Source organism: Bradyrhizobium sp. F1.13.3 (assembly GCF_040548265.1).
Taxonomy (GTDB): domain Bacteria; phylum Pseudomonadota; class Alphaproteobacteria; order Rhizobiales; family Xanthobacteraceae; genus Bradyrhizobium.
Genome location: NZ_JBEPRI010000019.1, coordinates 66,310 through 85,362 on the forward strand (window position 1 = coordinate 66,310; position 19,053 = coordinate 85,362).

The 19,053-nt window shown below is 58.3% G+C and carries 17 protein-coding genes and 1 pseudogene; 10 read left to right on the forward strand and 8 right to left on the reverse strand.

Annotation, left to right across the window (positions count from 1 at the left end):
- Nucleotides 1-92 precede the first annotated feature (92 nt).
- Both ABIB66_RS35585 and ABIB66_RS35590 read right to left on the reverse strand, forming a co-directional pair.
- The gene (locus ABIB66_RS35585) at nucleotides 93-3,653 is read right to left on the reverse strand and encodes a PAS domain-containing protein (protein WP_354210820.1); all 3,561 of its coding nucleotides are present in this window, start codon (nucleotides 3,651-3,653) and stop codon (nucleotides 93-95) included.
- Between the two features lie 378 nt (nucleotides 3,654-4,031).
- Nucleotides 4,032-4,844: a sensor histidine kinase gene (locus tag ABIB66_RS35590; protein ID WP_354257868.1), complete on the reverse strand. Its 813-nt coding sequence runs from the start codon at nucleotides 4,842-4,844 to the stop codon at nucleotides 4,032-4,034.
- A 404-nt stretch (nucleotides 4,845-5,248) separates the two neighbouring features.
- On the opposite strand from ABIB66_RS35590, the gene ABIB66_RS35595 reads away from it, so the two are divergent.
- The 6 genes from ABIB66_RS35595 to ABIB66_RS35620 all read left to right on the forward strand — a co-directional run bounded on the left by ABIB66_RS35595 (nucleotide 5,249) and on the right by ABIB66_RS35620 (nucleotide 8,462).
- On the forward strand, nucleotides 5,249-6,607 hold the full coding sequence (locus ABIB66_RS35595; RefSeq protein WP_354257927.1) for a helix-turn-helix domain-containing protein: 1,359 nt from the start codon (nucleotides 5,249-5,251) through the stop codon (nucleotides 6,605-6,607).
- A gap of 233 nt (nucleotides 6,608-6,840) precedes the next feature.
- Nucleotides 6,841-7,029: a hypothetical protein gene (locus ABIB66_RS35600; RefSeq protein ID WP_354210824.1), complete on the forward strand. Its 189-nt coding sequence runs from the start codon at nucleotides 6,841-6,843 to the stop codon at nucleotides 7,027-7,029.
- A 154-nt stretch (nucleotides 7,030-7,183) separates the two neighbouring features.
- Nucleotides 7,184-7,465, forward strand: coding sequence for a hypothetical protein (locus ABIB66_RS35605; protein ID WP_354210825.1), 282 nt, complete (start codon nucleotides 7,184-7,186; stop codon nucleotides 7,463-7,465).
- A 54-nt stretch (nucleotides 7,466-7,519) separates the two neighbouring features.
- Nucleotides 7,520-8,056: a GAF domain-containing protein gene (locus ABIB66_RS35610; protein WP_354210826.1), complete on the forward strand. Its 537-nt coding sequence runs from the start codon at nucleotides 7,520-7,522 to the stop codon at nucleotides 8,054-8,056.
- 32 nt (nucleotides 8,057-8,088) lie between these two features.
- Nucleotides 8,089-8,235: a hypothetical protein gene (locus tag ABIB66_RS35615; RefSeq protein ID WP_354210827.1), complete on the forward strand. Its 147-nt coding sequence runs from the start codon at nucleotides 8,089-8,091 to the stop codon at nucleotides 8,233-8,235.
- Nucleotides 8,232-8,462 carry an ATP-binding protein gene (locus tag ABIB66_RS35620; protein WP_354210828.1) on the forward strand — a complete coding sequence of 77 codons (231 nt, stop codon included), beginning with the start codon at nucleotides 8,232-8,234 and terminating at the stop codon, nucleotides 8,460-8,462. The genes ABIB66_RS35615 and ABIB66_RS35620 overlap by 4 nt, the downstream gene beginning before the upstream one ends.
- A 90-nt stretch (nucleotides 8,463-8,552) precedes the next feature.
- Here ABIB66_RS35620 and ABIB66_RS35625 read toward each other — a convergent pair whose 3' ends face one another.
- The 5 genes from ABIB66_RS35625 to ABIB66_RS35645 form a co-directional block, all read right to left on the reverse strand.
- Nucleotides 8,553-9,575 carry an alpha/beta hydrolase gene (locus ABIB66_RS35625; protein WP_354257871.1) on the reverse strand — a complete coding sequence of 341 codons (1,023 nt, stop codon included), beginning with the start codon at nucleotides 9,573-9,575 and terminating at the stop codon, nucleotides 8,553-8,555.
- A gap of 916 nt (nucleotides 9,576-10,491) precedes the next feature.
- Entirely contained in the window at nucleotides 10,492-10,767 is a 276-nt protein-coding gene (locus tag ABIB66_RS35630; RefSeq protein WP_354210831.1) for a PepSY domain-containing protein, read from the reverse strand.
- Nucleotides 10,768-11,065: 298 nt separating this feature from the next.
- A complete protein-coding gene (locus ABIB66_RS35635; RefSeq protein ID WP_354210832.1) occupies nucleotides 11,066-11,953 on the reverse strand; it encodes a thiamine pyrophosphate-dependent enzyme in 888 nt (295 codons plus the stop codon).
- Nucleotides 11,950-13,797: a 2-oxoacid:acceptor oxidoreductase subunit alpha gene (locus ABIB66_RS35640; RefSeq protein WP_354210833.1), complete on the reverse strand. Its 1,848-nt coding sequence runs from the start codon at nucleotides 13,795-13,797 to the stop codon at nucleotides 11,950-11,952. Before ABIB66_RS35640 ends, ABIB66_RS35635 begins: the two co-directional genes overlap by 4 nt.
- Before the next feature lie 3 nt (nucleotides 13,798-13,800).
- Entirely contained in the window at nucleotides 13,801-14,325 is a 525-nt protein-coding gene (locus tag ABIB66_RS35645; RefSeq protein WP_354210834.1) for a flavodoxin family protein, read from the reverse strand.
- Between the two features lie 612 nt (nucleotides 14,326-14,937).
- Between ABIB66_RS35645 and ABIB66_RS35650 the strand changes: the two genes are divergently transcribed.
- The 3 genes from ABIB66_RS35650 (at nucleotide 14,938) to ABIB66_RS43710 (ending at nucleotide 16,114) form a co-directional block, all read left to right on the forward strand.
- Nucleotides 14,938-15,180: an HlyD family secretion protein gene (locus ABIB66_RS35650; RefSeq protein ID WP_354210835.1), complete on the forward strand. Its 243-nt coding sequence runs from the start codon at nucleotides 14,938-14,940 to the stop codon at nucleotides 15,178-15,180.
- A gap of 254 nt (nucleotides 15,181-15,434) precedes the next feature.
- Entirely contained in the window at nucleotides 15,435-15,881 is a 447-nt protein-coding gene (locus ABIB66_RS35655) for an HlyD family secretion protein (RefSeq protein WP_354257874.1), read from the forward strand.
- A 26-nt stretch (nucleotides 15,882-15,907) separates the two neighbouring features.
- Nucleotides 15,908-16,114: a hypothetical protein gene (locus ABIB66_RS43710; protein ID WP_502917417.1), complete on the forward strand. Its 207-nt coding sequence runs from the start codon at nucleotides 15,908-15,910 to the stop codon at nucleotides 16,112-16,114.
- Nucleotides 16,115-16,703: 589 nt separating this feature from the next.
- On the opposite strand, the gene ABIB66_RS35665 is transcribed toward ABIB66_RS43710, so the two are convergent.
- A complete protein-coding gene (locus ABIB66_RS35665; protein ID WP_354210837.1) occupies nucleotides 16,704-17,996 on the reverse strand; it encodes a sensor histidine kinase in 1,293 nt (430 codons plus the stop codon).
- 167 nt (nucleotides 17,997-18,163) lie between these two features.
- Between ABIB66_RS35665 and ABIB66_RS35670 the strand changes: the two are divergent.
- A pseudogene (locus tag ABIB66_RS35670) lies at nucleotides 18,164-18,310 on the forward strand (IS110 family transposase); the annotation flags it as partial.
- Nucleotides 18,311-19,053: the final 743 nt, after the last annotated feature.

A 19,053-nucleotide genomic window follows, 5' to 3' on the forward strand; every position in this document is an offset into this window, starting at 1 on the left:
CCGCGATGTTAGCATCGCGTCTCACCACGGGTGATCAAGGTGCTTGCTGGACTCGACGTCTGCCACCCCATCGATCCGAAGCAGCATTCCACTCACGATGCGGCGGCCGGATCAACCGGCACAGTGAAACGAAAGATAGCGCCACGTGGCATGTTAGGCCTCGCCCACAATTGTCCGTTATGCGCTTCGATAATCGACCGGCAGATCGACAGTCCAAGCCCTAAACCGCTCGATTTGGTGCTGTAGAAAGCCTCGAACACGCGGTCGATATCCGCCGCCGTGAAGCCTGGACCTGAATCGCGCACCTCGACTGACACGCCATCCGGTTCGTGACGACTGCTGACCAGCAATTCCCTCTCCCCTTCACCGACGTCGCGCATCGCTTCGACTGCATTGATGATCAAGTTAAGCAGAATCTGTTGCAGCTGGACCCGATCTCCCCGGACACGCGGCAAGCCCTCCGCTAACTGCGTCCGCACCGAAACGCTATTGTTTGCGGCCTCCGCACGGGTGAGAGCAATAACTTCGAGGATGGCATCGTTGATCTCTACGGCGTCTTTTCGCGCGGGCGCCTTCTTAATGAGTGCGCGGATTCGCCCGACGACCTCGCCTGCGCGACTCCCCTCCCTCACAATAAGAGAGAGCGCGTCATCGACCTCCCGAAGGTTCGGTGACTCAGCGCTCAGGAAACGCCGAGCAGCTAACGCGTACGTGACTGCCGCTGTGATCGGCTGGTTCACTTCGTGGGTGATCGAGGCCGTCAACTGGCCCACCGTCGCGACGCGGTTGGCGTGCGCGAGCTCCAGTTGCACCTCGCGGAAGGCCTCTTCAGCGCGCTTGCGCTCGATGAACTGACCGATTTGGCTGCCGATGGTAGCCAGCATGTTCAGCAGCTCCTGATCGGGTTGCCTGATCTCGCGACTGAAAAACTCGATCACGCCCAGGACTTCCCCCCTGAGCAGGATAGGAAAGCCAAAGGCCGCGCGCAGTCCTTCCCGCTCAGCGATCGGTGCACGCGGAAAGTTTTCATCAGGAACGACATCGGCAATGTATTCGGGCTCAAGGCTGGACCATACCCTGCCCGGTAGTCCCGATCCCGGACCGAATGTGCACTCCCGGCTGACTCTTTCAAATTCCGGGACTTCTATCGACCCTTTATGCCAAAGCTCGACACAGCGCAGCGCCTCGGCCTCGCGGTCCACGCGCCAGAGCACGCCCACGTCCCATCCTAGACACTCGCCCATAGCCCACAGTATTCTCGGAGTGGCTTCTTCGATCGTGGCTACTTCCGTCAGAATCTGCGCGACCGTGTGCTGCACGCGGAGGCGTTCCTCGGCGCGCTTACGATCCTCGATGTCGAAGCCGATGCCGTACCACTTGATCACTTTTCCGTTCTCGTCACGAGCCGGCTCGCGGCGAACCCAATGCCATCGATATTGTCCATCGGCCCGCAGCAGCTGCTCTTCCTGCTCGAACGGCTCTTCGGTCTCGAGGCACCTCTGCCAATGGCTCGCACCGAGCCCGCGGTGATCCGGGTGAACCGGGATCATCTGCGTCGTGCCGCGCGCCTCCTCCTGCGAGATTCCGGTAAAACGCTGCCAGGCGAGATTCACGAAATCGCGCTCTCCGTTCGGCCAAAGGCTTGCGACCAGTGCCGGGATCTTGTCGATGGTCGCCTGCAATTCGCGCCGCGCTTCTGCAAGACGCGCTTCGCTCTCCCGCAAAGTTTCCTCGACCCGTTTGCGCTCCGTCACGTCGATCTGTGTAGCGACCACCTCGACCAGTTCCCCATCTGTTGAGAACACAGGTTGGCCGATTGATTCTAGGTGTTTCACGGTTCCATCGGGCAGTACGATTCTATACGCGGTCGAGTAACGCCTTTTCTCAGCCAACGCGAGCTCAACCTCTACGTTCAGCCGGTCACGGTCGTCAGGGTGAATTCGTTGCAGCACCGCTTTGCGGCTTGGAACACCCTGTGCCGGATCAAACCCCCAGATCCGGTAAATCTCTTCCGACCCATAGAAAACCGTCATGCCTTTGTAGGCCGTCACACCGCAATGGCTTAGCCTCTGTGCTTCCGCCAGATAGGCTTCGCTGCGGCGTAGTCGGTCTTCGTTTTTCTTGGCTTCATCGATGTCAACAGACAGGCCGTACCACTGGATGATGCGTCCTTGCTGATCGCGCAGAGGCTCGCCACGAGCATGGTGCCAACGAAACTCGCCGTCCGCCCGACGGAGACGGTGCACCACCTGGAAGTAAGTTCCGGTCTGAACCGCGTGAGAAATGGCCTTTGCAGTTTCTGGAAGGTCGTCCGGGTGCAGGAACGCCTCCCAACCACCCTCTTTGAAATCCTCAAATCGCCTACCAAGATAGTCCAAAAGGTGCTGATTGAGATGGGTTGGTTCGAAGGTGGGGCTGGCTGACCAAAGATGGCCTGGTACCGTTTCAATGATCTGACGAAGTTTGTATTCACTTTCCCGCAACGCTTGCTCGGCGCACTTGCGGTCCGTCAAATCGAGTACGAACGCGACGCCTTCGTTGCCGCCCTCTTCGAACAGTGCGCCTCCAATCAGTACGGGTACGCGGCGGCCATCTTTCCGGAAAAACTCCTTTTCGTACGGCTGAGCATTCGTATTTGAGCTCAGTTCTGCAAGGGCGCGCTTGTCGCGCTCGCGCCATTCCGGTGGGGTCAGATCCGTCCAGCGTACGCGACCTGAAACCAGATCGTTCCGGTCATGTCCTACGAGATGAAGAAACGCGTCATTGGCCTCGAGAACCCGACCTTCCAAACCAGTAATGAAAATTCCGATTATGTTGGAATCGACCAGGCGCCGAATCTTCGCTTCGCGGTCCCGCAGTGCCTCCTCGGCGCGTTTGCGTTCTGTTACGTCGGTCGCAGTGCCGATGAACTCGATAAGCTCTCCATTGCCGTCGAGAATCGGGTGCCCTGACGAAATGACGTGCTTGACCGTTCCGTCAGGCAGCAGAACTCTGTACTCGTCGAAACTGTCAACCTTTTCGTTGACCACCCTCAAGAATCTCGCGTCTGTCCTGTTGCGATCCTCCGGATGGACCCGCTGCCGAAAGTTCTTGCGGGTCGGTAAATCCTTCTGCGGATCCAGTCCGTAAATTCGGAACATTTCCTCGGAGCAATACAGCACCTTCTGGTTACGGGCGTCCCATGCCCAACTGCCGGTACGGGTCAGCTTCTGCGTTTCGGCCAGATAGCCTTCGCTCCGCAGTAGATTCGCGGTTCGCTCAACAACCCTCGCCTCGAGCTCCCGGCGGGTCTGGCGAAGCTCGTGCTCGGCCCGTCGTCGCACGGCGCTGACCCAGCTGACAGCCAAGGCGCAAACTATGCAAAAGGTTAAATAAATGAGATCGGCATAGCTAATTGGGCCGAAGGAAAAAGAGGAACGTAGGAAGAAGTAATTGAGACCGAGGACTGAGAGGACAATTGCGAGCACACCTGGCCCAGTTCCAGCGTACCAAACGGTCGCTGCGACGGCGAACAGGAACGGCGTTAAAATGGCTTCGAAGTGCCTAAGCACGAAGAAACCCAATCCGATTGCGATTGCGACAGACAGAACTGCAATGCCATAGCAGAGAAGCGTCCGTATGGGTGTTGGCGATGAAGGGGCCTGATTCGCCATGCTTGCCTCATTCGTGAGCCAGCCGACCGACAAGGCGCTATGCGCGAAAGTTGGTGACGGCATGAGGAGATAAGGCGTCGTATCGTGGGGGTGTTCGAAGCCTCTACTGATACGCCCAAGCCGACACTAACGTTTTCCAACTCTCCAAACCAAGAACTTTTTGCGGGCCGCTGACGAGGTCTTGCGCAACGCCGCGCCAGCTTGTGTGGAGCAGGCCGTCGAGGCCGAAGCGCAAGGAAGAATGCACCGACGAAGTGCGCCCGCTGGCATGCCCGACCTCATCGTGAGTGGCCCGCCTCGGACGTGCCCCGCATGGCAACACTCGCCGCTTCCGGGATAAGGCCGGTATAAGTCGGCGCGTGATCGTCTCAGCATCCATCACGATTGCTCGGGCCTGTGGGTGGGCAATGTGAATTGAAAGATGGCCCCGCAGGGCACGTTCGCCCTCGCCCACAATCGTCCACCGTGCACTTGGATGATAGAACGGCAGATGGCCAAACCTATGCCCATGCCTTGGACCTTGGTAGTGTAGAAGGCCTCGAACAGGCGGTCCACAGTCTCCAGATCCAGTCCCGGACCGGAATCTCGTACCGCCACCAGCGCGCCGTTATCCGATTTCTCGGTACAAATCAGCAATTCGCGTGATCCTTCACGCCTGCTGATCATTGCCTCGAAGGCGTTGATAATTAAATTGAGGGTTACTTGCTGCAGTTGCGCCGGATCTGCCTGGACGACAGGCGATGGCTCTGCGAACTGCGTCCGCACCGATATGCCGTTTTTCGTCGCCTCCCCACGCGTCAGCTCAAGCACGTCGCGGATCGCTCCGTTGATCTCCACACGCTCTCTCTTCGGCGGCGTCTCCTTGAAAAGCCCGCGGATCCGGTAGATCGCGTCGCTTGCTCGATAGGCCTCCGTCACGATGCAATCGAGGGCTTCTCGTACCTCGTCCAGGTCCGGCGGTCGACGATTCAGGAAGTGCCGAGCGGCCTGAGCGTTGGTGACTATTGCCGCAATGGGCTGAGTCACTTCAGGAGCGACCGAGGCCGTGAGCCGTCCTATCGTTGTGATGCGGTCCACATGCGCTAGATCGACCTGCGCCTCGTGCAAGGCGGCGTACATTCGCACTGGTGCGGCATCAAAGTCTTTCTTAGTATAGTCTGGCGCGGTGCCCACGTGTCGGATGTTGATCATAGTGCTCTCCTTCTTCGAAGCGGAGAAGACCGCGCGAAGACCTGTCCGGCGGCATAAGCATCTCCTGAATGATCACCCCGCTCTTGGAGGGGTTTGATCCGGCCCGGACGCCCTTGCTGTTTTTATGTGGAATTTGGCCTGTTGCCTCGAGAGACAGGTCGTGCTGAATCGTCCAAATCTGGTTACTTCGGGATCGGCAATTTGGACGCACTCTGCTAAAGCGGAAACAGCTCCGCAAATTGCCTTCGATGTGGAAGTATTAAGATACCGCATCGCATCGACAACGCCTTTTTTCGTTTCTGCGGTGCCGGCGTCGCTCGACGCAACTAGCGTGTTTCGCCCACGGCCGGAAATGAACGGCGCGCCGTCGCCAGGAGCGCGCCCATAGGAAGCCAGGTGCGGTGATGGGCCTCTCGGAACGGTCTGCAAGCTCGCTCGACACTATCGCAGGGCATGCCGAACGCGTTTGTTCGGTAGCCGAAGGGGCGACGCCTCCGCTGGGGATGCAAGCTGTATCAAACTCCTGGCAAAGATCGGCAAAAAAACACGGCCTCGATCCACTCGATAGCCAAGCTCCACGCATCCTCACGCCTACCGAATTGAAACATTTTCGCGAACCGCTGGATGAGCTCATCTTCACTGCCCAGCAGGAGATAGATGAATTGTATGAGGTGGTTCGTGAGGCTGCATACACCGTCTTGCTCTGTGACAGCTCGGGCGTAGCAGTCGCCCATCGTGGTGAAAATGCTCTAGCAAGCCAGTTCCAATATTGGGGAACCTGGCTCGGCGGGGTGTGGTCCGAGGAAGTGGAAGGCACAAACGGCATCGGCACCGTCATCGCCGAAGAGCGGTCCGTCACCGTTCACAGAAGCCAGCATTTCCGCTCCAGACACATTAACCTGAGCTGCTCTGGGGCGCCGGTGTTCGGGGTCGATGGGCGATTGATAGCAGTGCTGGATGTCTCTGCCATCGATCCTCGACTCTCCGAACGCGCGCACGCGCTGACTGGGGTGCTCGCAGTGCGATCGGCGCGCGCGATAGAGGAACGATATTTTCGTGAGCAGTTCCGTCGAGAGTGGATTGTCGCGGTAGCGCCGCCGGAAGCAGCCGCTTCAGGCATGCTGCTGGCGATTGACGGCAACCAACGCATCATCGGCGCAAACCGGGTGGCGCGCACCTCCCTTATGCTCGATGATCGCGGGCTCCAGGCTGGTACCAGTCTGTGGTCGATTTTCGGACGAAACATCGACCTATTCCGGCACCAGCACCGGGGCGATATCTCCGCGCGATTGCTGATCGCCGGCAGCGATGACAGTCGGCCCGCGCTTGTCACTCCGCCCGCCCCTGCCACGAGCCATCCAACGAACTCCAGCCTGCACACGCGTCCGCGCCAGATTGATATTTCAACGCTGCCGCGAACAACGCAGGCGTACGGCGGATTGTCGCCCGGCGCGATGCGTCGGGTGCGGGAATACGTGGAAGTGCATTTGGATGAAAATATCGATCTGTTGATGCTGGCTGGAGTCGCCGGACTATCAGTTCATCATTTTGCGCGCCAGTTTAAGCAATCTGCCGGGGTAACGCCGCATATCTACCTCACGCAAAAGCGCGTCGAACGCGCCCAGGAGATGTTGACTCGGACGGATCTCTCGTTGGCGGAAATTGCGTTCGCCGTGGGCTTTTTCGACCAAGGTCATCTGGCGCGTCATTTCCGACATATGCTCGGCACTACTCCTCGAGAGTTTCGGTGGTCGCAACGCTAGAAAGAATGGGTCTAGGATTCACACACTCCTCGAAGAACCATCAAATAAGTGAAATGCCAACAGCTGAGCGCGGCGACCGGATGAGCCGGCGCAAGGAAGGTGGCGCCGCGTGGCGTCACAAATTGCCTCGAAATGTCGCAGGAGGAAGAGATCCAACTCGATCGCGATTGCTGCGGACAGAAGTGGAGAATCGCCGGAATGGAGGTGGGCGATGACGAGTCCCCGCCTAATTCGTGAGCCAGCCGACCGACAAGGAGCTATGCGCGACAGTTGGTGACGGCATGAGAGCGGAAGTCGGCGTATCCTCGGGACACCCGCTGACCGAGATCTTCGCACAAACGGCGCGCGTGCTTCTGAAGCAGGGCGTCGAGGCCGAAGAGCAAAGAACAACGCACCGGCGAAGTGGTCGAGAAATCAACTGAGTTCCGGTGGTGGCACTTTTCGGCGCGGGATCCGACGGGGCTTCCGTTTTGACCCCAGCCCGGACATCTTCGGCTTCGACGGCCGTGAGAGTTATCGCGAACCACGGCTGGAGCTGTTATGCTATCCTCAGCGTCTAAGCTGAGGCTGCTCCGCATGACCGAGAGTATCCAGGCAGAAGGGATCGCTTCCGAGCTACAAGATCGGGTGACCGAACTCATCGAGCAACAGACAGCCATCTCGGAAGTGCTGCGTGCCATTGCGAGCTCGCCGCATGACTTGCAGCCCGTCTTCGACGCCATCCTCGACAGCGCCAAACGTTCTGTCGAGGAGACATGGGCAGCTTGCGTCGCTTCAAAGAAAGCGGCCTCCGTCTGGTGGCGGTGCGAGGGGACCCCTTTTTGGTTAGGTGCAGTCATCATTTCCAATGCTCGATAAGGAGAGTTTTCTGGGTCGATTAGCCACAACCAGATTACCCGCCCACATCCAGACTTGACAGCACTTGACGGCGACCATCGGGAGGATCTTTGGGTCACGGCGGCGAAGGCTCGTTATCGAACGGCCATGTTTCTGCCGCTGCTCAAAGACAATGAAATAGTCGGCGTAATTAGTCTTGGCCGCACACGGATACAACCGTTCACCGACAGACAGATTTGCCTATTCACGGACTTCGCTGCACAAGCCACCATTGCCTTCGAGAGCACCCGTCGCGAGCGGCAATATCGCGAGATGCAGGGCGAGCTGGCGCACGCCAACCGCGTCGCTACTATGGGCCAACTTACCACCTCGATTGTGCATGAAATCAAGCAGCCCATTACGACGGCACGCACATACGCTGCTGCTGCACTACGATTTTTAGACACAAACCCGCCCGATGTGGCGGAGGCGAGGATGGCGCTCACTTGCATTGTGAACGAAACCGGTCGAACCAACCAAGTCGTCGCCGGATCGGGTCTCTCATCAGAAAAGTGCCACCCCGAAAGGAGATCATCGACCTCAATTCAGCGCTACTGGAGGTACTCGCGCTAAGCCGCAGCGAGGCGATCAAGGCTGGCGTCACGGTGGACACGCAACTGGCGGACGAGTTGCCACGCATCCATTGCGATCAGGTGCAACTGCAACAAGTGATGTTGAACTTGATCGCCAATGCCATCCAGTCAATGAGTGGCGTTGAGGACGGCAACCGCGAAATAAATATCGCACCATGAGAATTGAGCCGGAGGGCGTGTGCGTTTCGGTGCGAGATACCGGTCATGGGCTGCGCCCGGAGAGCCTACCGCGCCTCTTTGAACCCTTCTACACGATGAAGCCCAATGGCATGGGCATCGGCCTTTCGATCTGCCGCTCGATCATCGAAGCCCATGGTGGGCGGCTGTGGGCGACTGGGTGCGAGCCGCGCGGAGCTCTCTTTCAGTTTACGATCCCCCTTGACTGAACGGCAGCACGGCCGCTCGCGCCAAGTTCGCATTCTTAGACGCTTCGCCGGAGTTGTGCTCCGGAAGAGTCCTGCGATCCTTGCAAGCCGTCATTGCGCAGCAACCTGATTTCCGATGTCGATCGGCCTCAAGAGCGGCTCATCGTCATCCACAAAGGTGAATGTGCCAGCCGTGTTGCGATAGCGCGTGGCTTGGTCGTGCAATCGTGAATAAAGTACAGCAACACTGACAAACTGGTCGTGCCCGAGATCGTCGTGCTTTGCGAGCCTCGAAATGTCGACGATTTGCACTTTTTCCTTCAGGGCAGCCTCCCGCACAATGGGATCGTCAACGTTGATATCGCCAGCACGCGCGATGCCACCGTCAAGAAAACTGGACACTCGAAGCGCACCATCCTCCTTGGAAACTAGAACCAGCAAAGGTGGTTTGAGCGGACCGATGGCTTCTACCTGAGCACGGAACGTCTCCGCGTTGATGTCGGGGGCCGCCAGCACGACACGGCCTAGCCGGGCGATCACTCGATCTTTGCCTGCGATACGAAGCTGGCGCAGAGCGTCAACGGTCAACATAGCACCCATGCTGTGGGCGACCACTACTATGTCGCTGACCTCGGAGCTGTTGCTTAACAGGGTTAGTAACGCCATCAGATAGTCGCGAGAATAGCCCGCCGATTGTTTGTCCATTTCATAGGCAGCTATCTGACCTTGCGATGGCCAGGAGAACAGGATCGGAATCCCGTCGATTTGGATGTCCGCCTGCAATTGAGCGAGCCGGAACAGCGACTCTTGGAAGTTGCTGTTAAACCCGTGCACGAAAACGAAGGCTTTGTGCTTTTTTCGCCGAGTATCGCCCTGCGGAGCAACGGCTTTACGAAATTCGGCTTCGCTCATCACGGACTGAGCCACCACAGCAAAGCTGCTCCGCGGATCCGGCGTAGCGGTCGGCATTTCGACATTGCCGGACTTGTGGGTGGGCGGCACCGAGACGACAAACTTTGCAAAGTTGAGCACACTGGCGCGGTTCGCGGTGAATACATTCCCCGACGAAGTCTCTCGCTCACGCGTGGTCGCCACATAAATCTGCAGCGCCTTCTCACCAGACGAGGCAGCCACGGGCGTCAGCACCTCTGGGCCGGGTCTCGCGGCGCAACTCACCAAAACGAGGGAGAATAGAACAGCGACCGCCCAATCTAGCCTGCGACAACGACTCCACATGGCAACTGACTCCCCGCCAAGTCCACACGCACTGGTCACTCGGTTTCTATTCCTTGAGCGCCGGCGCCCGACACCAGGCGCCCGGACTTACGCCAACGATCCGGTTGAACATGCGCGTGAAATGACCTCGATCGGTGAAGCCGCACGAAACGCTGATATATCCGCCACAGAGCGCAATACCCCGGTAACCACCGCGCGTGCGTTTTTCGACTCGCAATCGCTCGCCAACCCGCTGTCCATAGCCCTCAGCCGTCACTCCTTCCATCGGAGGTCATCCTGCTCCATGCCGCCCATTGCGTCGCTGTAACGCTTCCTCGCTGCCTACGCTAGTTTGAGGCAGGCATCATTCTCAAACAATGGAGCCGTTTTCTTCAAAGTTCAGCATTTGCATGCTCTTCCCCTGCCGACGCGCAGATTTGCCTCTTGGAATTCACGGGTCTGTTGCCGATGCGTCAGCCGAGCGCGCAGCGTGCCCGATGGTTGTGGACGGAAAAGGTACTGAAAGCCGACATCCGGCTTCCGTCAGAGTGGACTGATCCTTGACATCAATGCTGCTTGGAACGAGGCGGACGCACTTGTAGGTTGTTGGAGCCGGGCGGCTCGAGCATGACCTGCTTAAGGCTGGTGCCGGACAGAACCACGGTCACAAAGATCAACTTGCCAGCTTCGTTCATCACTCCGCCGCTGAGCGCCTTTCCTGACGCATTGTCCTCAGCTACGAAACAGCATCTGCAAGCCCTTGCCTGACAGATTGCATGGCGATTAGGTTGTGTCGATCTTCAGGTTTTACTCGCTCATGGATGACACTGTGGCGTTACCCGCAACCTGCCCCTGTTTCGGCGTCGATCGTATCTGCCGAGATGCGATCCTGCCAAAACGTCTGCACGCGATGCACGAACGAACCAGAGCCGCCATTAAAACTCACATCGACGATCGTCAGACCGGGGTGGGGACTGCCGGCTATCTTCAGCGCCTGGCGCAGTGATACCTCCGCGCCTCGGAACAACTCAAACTCACGGCTTATCGCCTCGTCGGCAAGTCCATTCCCGTCTGCGTCCTGCTCCTGAACCGCACTGATTTCGCCGCGCAACGTGCTGCCGGCATACGGGTGCGCAGATCAGCAACTATGATAGGCTGTGAATGATTGTTGCTTTGACATCCGGCCACTCATTTAGATCGACCAACAGCGGTTAAGACGAGGCACGCTGGCCAGCAGGATGGCGTCGTTCTCGCCGTGAGCCATCGGCGGACACAAATCCGCTTCGCAAACCTTTCAATCGATGGCGTTGCGGGGGACCCAGGTCATGAGCCAAGGTTATAGGCACCGACGCTGCCAACATCGCGCGAACAGACGGATGAACGGACCCCGTACCAACGATTCAATTCAATCAGACGAGTTCCTTCCAGTACTCGCTGACATCATACCTCCGTACCTCCTCTACGCAGGTGGTCTCCACGCCTTGTCGAGGAATTAAACGATTATAGAAGTCGGGAATGTCTTCGCGTTGATAAAGAATGCCGCAGGGGATGCGATCCTGAACCTCAGTAGCCAGCGCTTTCGCGCGCAGCAGATTCCTTGGGTCGTGACCATCGGCGTTTGCATCGAAGTATCGATCCAATAGATGTTCGTGTGTTGCGAAATGATTGTACGTCGGACAAGCTTGGAGCATCTCGACAAACGCGAAGCCGCGGTGCTGAATCGCGGCCTTCAGAATGCGGGTCATCAGTTTGATGTCACCACTAAAGCCACGGGCAACGAAGGTGGGATTGAGCGCGAAGATCAGGTCCATGCTCGCCAGCGTGTGCTCGGGAATCCCGTTGGGGCTGGTGTTCATTGGCTGCCCCTGTGGCGTGATCGAACTCGCCTGCCCTGTCGTCAGTCCGTAGTTTGTATTGTTGTGCAGGACGAACGTGATCGGATAATTGCTCCTCATGCCATGAATCAAATGCCCGATACCTTCCGAGAACGTCGCGCCATCCCCGCCGAACGCAATAACCGGAACCTTCATGTTTGCAAGCTTCGCGCCCGCCGCAAACGGGATGACGCGACCATGGAGCCCGTGGAACCGGTAGCCCTCAATTTTGTCTGAGCCGTTGCCGTGACAGCCGACATCGTAGCAAAGGCAAATCTGCCAAGGCTGCAAATTCAGTTGTACCAGCGCATGCTTCACGGCAGTCCATATGCCATAGTTGCCGCAGCCTTCGCACCAGATGCACTTGGTTTCCGAATAGTAGTCGGCAAGGGCGGCAGGGCGGATATGTGGAGCGATATTCATGATCGAGTGCCTGCGCAGTCTAAAGCGGAACGACTCTCTTTGCCTCCAGAAGCGTCCCCACATCGTTCCAACACGGAGGAAAGAAGCTCATCGTAGAAAAACGGTCGACCGTCGTACTTGAGAATTTTATCCGGGATATCCATGCCGCAATCCATTCTGATCAGCATGCCCAACTGCCCCTGATAGTTCTGCTCCACCAGGACAATTCGTTTCGCCCGCATTGCCACTTTTCGCAATTCCTCGGTGCGAAGTGGCCACAGATAGGTGTAATGCAAATACGCGATCTTCCGCGCTCGCAGCTCATCGCTGCACATGACGTCGTGAAATACGTCACCGGTACTTCCCCAGCCGATCGCGAGCAACTCGATCTGGTCGCCTACTTTCGTCCAATCGGCCATCGTTGCGCTACGACCTGCGACACTCAATTGAGGTGCGGGAAGCCTTGCTTTTAGTGTCTGAAGCTTCCGCAATCGCTTTTCCATTTGCAACTTGGCATTGAGGCTGGACTCGTTAACGGCACCCATCGAGTTGTGTTCGTCGCCCTGCGCGCAATAAGTCGCCGCCTCGCTGCCGGGAAGCCATCGCGACGAAATGCCGCCGTTGGCGTCCGGGTCAAATCGATCGGAAGTTTTCAAAAACTTCAGCTTTTCGGGGTCGACAACGAGCCGTCCGCGATCGATATCGGTCTTTTCCAGATCGTAAGGGTGTTGCGTGTATAGCGCCTCGGCGATCTGCCTGTCGGTGAGGACAATGACACTGATTTGATATTGCTCGGCCAGTTCGAATGCGACCGGCATCAACTCGAAGGCATCCTGGCTATTGCTGACCGAGATCACACAGCGCGTGAATTCGCCGGCCGAGCAGTGCGCGGCCTGCAGAAGGCCCCCTTGAGCCGTCCAGGTCGGCAGGCCGGTGGCTGGCCCAGGGCGTTGCGCCAGCACAAACACCGTCGGGTTCTCGATCATGGCATTCAGTGACAGTGTCTCGCTCATAAGATCAAACCCGACACCGGAGGTGGCGGTGAGCGCACGGGTTCCCATGTACATCGCCCCGCTCACGATCTGCGCGGCGGTAATTTCGTCTTCCGCCTGCTTGACAACCATATGAGTCTTGTTTTCGAACTCGGCGATGAATGACAGCAGCGGGCTGGAGGGTGTCATCGGATAGCCGGCATAGAGCCGCACCCCCGCATGAACCGCGCCGAGCCCCATCGCTTGACTACCGGTAATCAAAAGGTGGCCCGCGAACTCCTTGTCAGGCGGCGGCAGCGTGATGGTGATCCTCTCCTGCTCTGGGTTGACAAAGGAATATCCCTCATCGATACATCGCATGTTGAGTTCGAGAAGCGCTCTCTTGGTCGCAAACTTCTCACCGACGAGGGACTTGAGAGCTTCGAGATCCTGGTCCAGCATGCACCAGACAAAGGCGGTCAGCAGCACGTTCGACAGAATTGCCCCCGCGCCGAGGCGACTGAGCATGTCATCAACTGGGAAATAGATGACGCGAAGGCTTCGCTCCGCGATCAGCTTGTGATGATCCTCCGGAAACTGCCACCCGGGCGCCACGTGCAGCACGACCCCTCCGGGTTTCAAGTCCTCAATATTAAGCTCGAGACCGTGATGGTTAAGGGCGACAAGGACGTTCACCTTGGTTTCGGTGCTGCAGATGCGCTCATTCGAAACGTCGAGTTGATAACTCGCGTGTCCGCCTTTTATGAGGGATGGATATTCGCGGTAGCCAAAAACGCAATATCCGGATCGCTTGAGACCCTTCGCGATGATCGCGCCAATTGAGTTAATCCCCTGTCCGGAAGCACCTACGATTTTGAGAGAGATCCGGGACATGGTTTAATACCGATCTACCAGCTTCGACGCATCTACCAACTGTTTGCCCCAAACTCTTACTGCCTCCTCCTGGCCGTAGGGCTCGTCCACGATTCTTAGCGTTGGAACAATCAGCCGACCGTGATGGACCTCGATGTACTGCTGCAAATGATCCGCCGCTCGCGCCGTGTAAAAATATCGATGATCCCCGAGCCCGATACACGCACACGGTTTTCCAGCCAGATCCAGAGCCTTCGCCTTGTCATGGAGCAGCACCCACATGTGTGGATTCAATTGTCCCTCCATGCCCCCCGTATTCCAAGTCGAGGAGGCCAGCAGGAGAACATCTCCGCTCAGCAAATCCTCTGGATGCGTCTTCTCGGCCATCGTTTCCACGATATCCCAACCTGCTTTAATGCGCTTCAATGAAGAAATCAGCTCATCCACCACATACGCTGTGTGGCCGCTGGTCGAGGCAAAGACGATTTGGAGGACTTGGCGCTGAATGAACTGCGGGACGGCCTCGGCGGCGTCGGCAACGTTGTTCACGAGTTATCTCGCTTTCCGCCACTGACTGGCTTCATCTACTGAGCTTGCTGGTGGGACGGTCTGACGCGGACTCCGTCATCGTTCAGCCGCGACTGTGCCGCCAATACTTGTCGCGATATTGAATGAGAATGTCGTCGGTGGAAGGCTTCTGCTTCTAACCCGCTTCGGAAAGCGCACAACGGCCTCGGCTCTTGTTGAGAACGATCGCGAACCGGTTCGAGCGAGAAAACCTCCGGTTCAATCGCTGTCGGAACTTTAGCCCCGCGGTCCAGCAATCCTGAGCTTCCGGTCAGCGTTCAGTAGCGGCGCGACAATCGGCCGATTTGCCGTAGAAACGGTCCAATTCAGCCGGGCATCGCTATGACCGTCACCGCGGCTCTTCGTTAGAGGCGAAAAGACCGCTCGCCAATGGTCATGAACGTGTATCGCGCCAAAGATGGGGGATTTTCGCCCCGACTATGTGCCCCCCATCGCGTTGCCGCGCCTCGGCGGCCACAAGCTTGCGCCTCCGTTTTTTCGAATAGCAACGCCATTTCCAAACAAGCACGAGCGAAACAAAAACGCGGCTATGCGCCCGCTTATCGCCTGTTGTCGTCAAGAGAGGACAGCGAGATGCACAAGGCTAGGCTTGGCGCGATGGTCGCGATTCCACTCGCGCTCGTCGCGAGCGTGATCTATTCCGCCCGTTGTTCCGGATCGACGCCCCCAGTCGTCGGTGTCGTGCGCACGACCGAGGTGACGATGGAGCCGGAGGTGACCGGACAGCTCCAGTCGATTGCGGTCGAGGAGGGCGCCCACCTGCGCGAAGGCGATATTCTAGCGCGACTCTCCGCGGTGGAGTTTGGCACAGTCTGATCAGGCGCGGGCCGCGCTGGCATCAGTAACCGCTAACCGCAACAACATCTATGCCGGCGTCCGCCGCGAGCAGGTCGAGTCACTGAAAGCCGCCAACGCCAAGGCCAGCGCCCGCCTCGACTATGTGCAGGCCCAGCTCACCAGGAGCAGCACGCTGGCGCGCCAGAGCTTCGAGTCCCAGCAATCACTCGATCAGGCCGAGAACGACGTCGCCAGCGCGTGCGCCGACGTGACGGAAGCCCAGGCTAATTACGATGCCGCCGTGGCGGGACCGGGAAGCGCGCGCGATCGCCGACGCGCAGGTGCAGGCCGCGGCCGTTACTGTGCTCGAGCGCCATCTCAACAAGATGATGTTGCGGGCGCCGGCCGACGGCGTGGTCAGCGTCATCGCAGCCGAGGTCGGCGAAAACGTTCGTGCGGGTCAACCAATCCTGATGGTCGAGGCGGCGGGCAGGCAATGGCTCTCGTTCAATTTGCGCGAGGATCGGCTCAATCGCCTCTCGATCGGAAAAGCGGCGAGCGTGATGCGAAACGGCGCCGGTGTCGCGACCAAGGCGGTCATTACCGAGTTGCGGCCGCTCGGCGTCTTCGCCACCTGGCAAGCCGAGCGGGTGATTGGCGATCGCGACCGCAAAACGCGGCGTCTGGGGCTCGACCCGCCGGGAGAGGTGGCAGGCCTTAAGCCGGGCATGACTGTGTAAATTGAGCACTCGATTCCGCGGTCACAATGAACCTTCAGCAGCCGAATAAAGCTGCCTGCGGGCTTCTGATCAGCCTGGTTGCGGGGGATTTGGATCTGGGAGCATTCGAATTCGGCCTAGCCAGCGACGGCGGCGCTGCCATAAGTCGCACCGTGCGCTGCGCGCGGTTGCCGACGCTGAGAGCGCCCGCACCGAAAGCCGCGATCTGCAACAGTCCGCCGGCCATCAAATGAACCATCCGGTTCTGGTCGGCAAAGCGCGGCCTGTTTTTGTCAAACGGGAATTCGGTCAGATCCGAACCGTTCGGGACCGAACGCTAATACCATGGTGGCAGAACGCTATCGCCGAGATCAACTCCGGCGCGCCCTCGTCGAACGTGGCGCTGACGGCGCAGGTTCAGCTTTCGTCCACTTCGTTCCGCGAGTTACGGGTCAGTGTCGCCACGATTCAGCTGAACTTAAGATCACGCTGTCTCGCAATTTAATTGGGAGAAGTTGAACGTCCTGTTTATCAGCGACAGCGGGCATCACGGCGGCTGAAGCGCTCTTCAGCTTAGGGCCAGAAGCTAACGGTGCGAGAGATGGACGGACCTGTCCCCGAGCAAACGCTCAAGAACGCTCTTCCCGCTTGCGATCTGTTCGTCGAATTGCCTCACGGAGTAGTCCTCACCTCGCGGCTTATCCGAAGAATAGAACGCAATCCAAGCGGTAAGCCCGTCGCGACATGCCCGCGTCGAACATCCTCCGTTGAAACCGCAGTGAACCATATCGGGCCTTTTTCAACGGAATCGGCCAATAAGCGACATCGATTAAGGATCGCAGCTCAGTCAGCGGGGATTGTAAACTGAAAGAGAGCACCTTGCGGGTCGCACGGGGTCGCCCATAGCCGCCCACCATGGGCTTCGATAATCGAGCGGCAGATCGAGAGGCCCATGCCCATGCCCTCGGGCTTGGTCGTGTAGAATGGCTCGAATAGACGCGGAAGGCTCTCCGGGCTCAGCCCCGGGCCGGTGTCCCGCACCCCGACGCGCACGGCACCTTCGGACGGGACGGCTTCGATGCCGATCCGTAACTCGCGCGGGCCTTCCCCAACACCCCTCATCGCCTGAAAGGCATTGGCGGTTAAGTTCAGCATCACTTGTTGCAGTTGGACCCGATCGCCTTGGACACGCGGCAAACCCGCCGCAAAATGCGTCCGCACCAACACGCTATTGTTCGCGGCCTCTGCACGGGTGAGAGCAACAACCTCAAGGATGGCATCGTCAATCGCTACGGCGTCCATTCGTGCGGGCATTTTTTTAATGAGCGCACGAACTCGCTCGACGACCTCGCCTGCGCGATTCCCCTCCTTGGCAATCCGAAGGAGCGCGTCATCTACCTCATGAAGGTTTGGCGGCTCCGCGTTTAGGAAACGCCGAGCGGCTAACGCGTATGTGATTGCCGCTGTGATCGGCTGGTTCACTTCATGGGTGATCGTGGCCGTCAACTGGCCCATCGTCGTGACGCGGTGGGCATGTGCCAGCGCCATTTGGGCCTCGCGATATTGCCGCTCGCGACGCGTGCTCTCCAAGGCAATAGTGGCTTGCGCAGCGAAGTCCGTGAACAAGGAAATCTGTCGGTCGGTGAACGGCTGCACCTGTTTGCGGGCCAGACTAATTATCCCGACTATCTCATTGTCGTTGAGCAAGTGCACAATCAGGCCCGTTCGAAGACCTATTTTCACCGCCGTGATCCAATGATCATCCGGATGATCGCCTTCAAGAAGTGCTGGAATGTCGGGGATGTGGGTGGGTAACCTGCTTGCGGGAAATAAACTCGGGAGGCTCCCATTTTGTGTGACCACCGGGAATGATGCCGACAGCCGACTAGTCAAAAGGGGATCGCCTCGCAGCGCCACGCGACGAAAGCCGCTTTCTTCGGAGAGACGTAGGCTGCCTAGGTCTGCACGACAGAGACGCGTGGCGCTGTCGAGGATGGCGTCGAAGATTGGCTGCATGTCGTGCGGCGAGTTCGCAATGGCGCGTAACACTTCCGAGATGGCCGTCTGTTGCTCGATGAGTTCCGTCACCCGATCTTGCAGATCAGAGATGGTGTTTTCGTGGATACTCTCGTTCATGTGGAGCGGTTCCTCGGCTTAACCCGTGAGGGCAGCATAACGGTTCCAGCCGCAGTTTGCGATAGCAATGACGGCCGTCAAAACCGAGGCGCGGCCAACCCATCCAGCGTCTGCTTTGTGGGATGGTCCGGCCGTGCGCTAGGGGCGCCAAAGACAAGGAGCACGCCATGTCCCGGACACCCAATACCGCGATCGCCGTGATCGGCATCGATATTGGCAAGAACTCGTTCCACGTCGTGGGCCACGATGCACGCGGCGCCATCGTGCTGCGGCAAAAGTGGTCGCGTGGCCAGGTGGAAGTGCTGCTCGGATCGCAATCTGGCTGACGCTCATGAGATGATGGGCTAGGCTAGACGTTGATGGAGACAAACGCTTGGCATACTTTCGCTCGCAAGTGACGGAAGTCTTACCGGAGAAAATGTTGCAGGCACCGGAAAATACGAGGACATAAAGGCAAGCGGCATAGTCCACCCCTTGGGCCTTTTCCGGTCGTGAAAACGGGAACGTTTCACGACTGCAATCACCAGACCGGCACATACAGGCTGAAGTGAGCCAAGGCCGAGATATCCCCGCTGGCCGAGCATGTTGAAGCCCTCTCTCAGCACCAGGATCCAGTTTTATAAAGCCGCTGATACGCTTGCAGTGTTGAGATGCGGGGGATCGCTTCGATCTGAGCGGATGCATCGACTAGCCTTTTCCCATACTCCGAAACGACATGGCCATTCGAAGTCGGCGATCAGCTCGCTTTAGCGATGATACTGACGCGAGCACTCGCACGAGTGATGGCCGATAGGATGTGGCGTTTTGGGTCATTCGCCTTGCTGTGACGGTGCGGATTAAGTCAGCCTCGGAGTGACTGATAGGAGCAATTCGCGAGCCCGATTGCGGCGGGCGGGCGCCACAACGAGCAGCATGAGTCCGGCATTAGCCGATCGCTTCCGTGACCTGGTGCAGCTACATGTGGGTTCATAAGGCAGACCGGACGTTTTCCACCGTCAACATAGGTGAGCCGCGCCGAATACAGCAGAGTCCTCCAAGTTTTACCCGCGCCTACCAA

Coding starts and splice junctions, on each gene's coding strand:
- ABIB66_RS35585 (WP_354210820.1), bottom strand. CDS start 3,653: ATGGCGAATCAGGCCCCTTCATCGCCAACACCCATACGGACGCTTCTC.
- ABIB66_RS35595 (WP_354257927.1), top strand. CDS start 5,249: ATGGGCCTCTCGGAACGGTCTGCAAGCTCGCTCGACACTATCGCAGGG.
- ABIB66_RS35665 (WP_354210837.1), bottom strand. CDS start 17,996: ATGAACGAGAGTATCCACGAAAACACCATCTCTGATCTGCAAGATCGG.
- ABIB66_RS35650 (WP_354210835.1), top strand. CDS start 14,938: ATGCACAAGGCTAGGCTTGGCGCGATGGTCGCGATTCCACTCGCGCTC.
- ABIB66_RS35635 (WP_354210832.1), bottom strand. CDS start 11,953: ATGAATATCGCTCCACATATCCGCCCTGCCGCCCTTGCCGACTACTAT.
- ABIB66_RS35620 (WP_354210828.1), top strand. CDS start 8,232: ATGAGAATTGAGCCGGAGGGCGTGTGCGTTTCGGTGCGAGATACCGGT.
- ABIB66_RS35640 (WP_354210833.1), bottom strand. CDS start 13,797: ATGTCCCGGATCTCTCTCAAAATCGTAGGTGCTTCCGGACAGGGGATT.
- ABIB66_RS43710 (WP_502917417.1), top strand. CDS start 15,908: ATGAACCTTCAGCAGCCGAATAAAGCTGCCTGCGGGCTTCTGATCAGC.
- ABIB66_RS35655 (WP_354257874.1), top strand. CDS start 15,435: ATGCCGCCGTGGCGGGACCGGGAAGCGCGCGCGATCGCCGACGCGCAG.
- ABIB66_RS35605 (WP_354210825.1), top strand. CDS start 7,184: ATGACCGAGAGTATCCAGGCAGAAGGGATCGCTTCCGAGCTACAAGAT.
- ABIB66_RS35590 (WP_354257868.1), bottom strand. CDS start 4,844: ATGATCAACATCCGACACGTGGGCACCGCGCCAGACTATACTAAGAAA.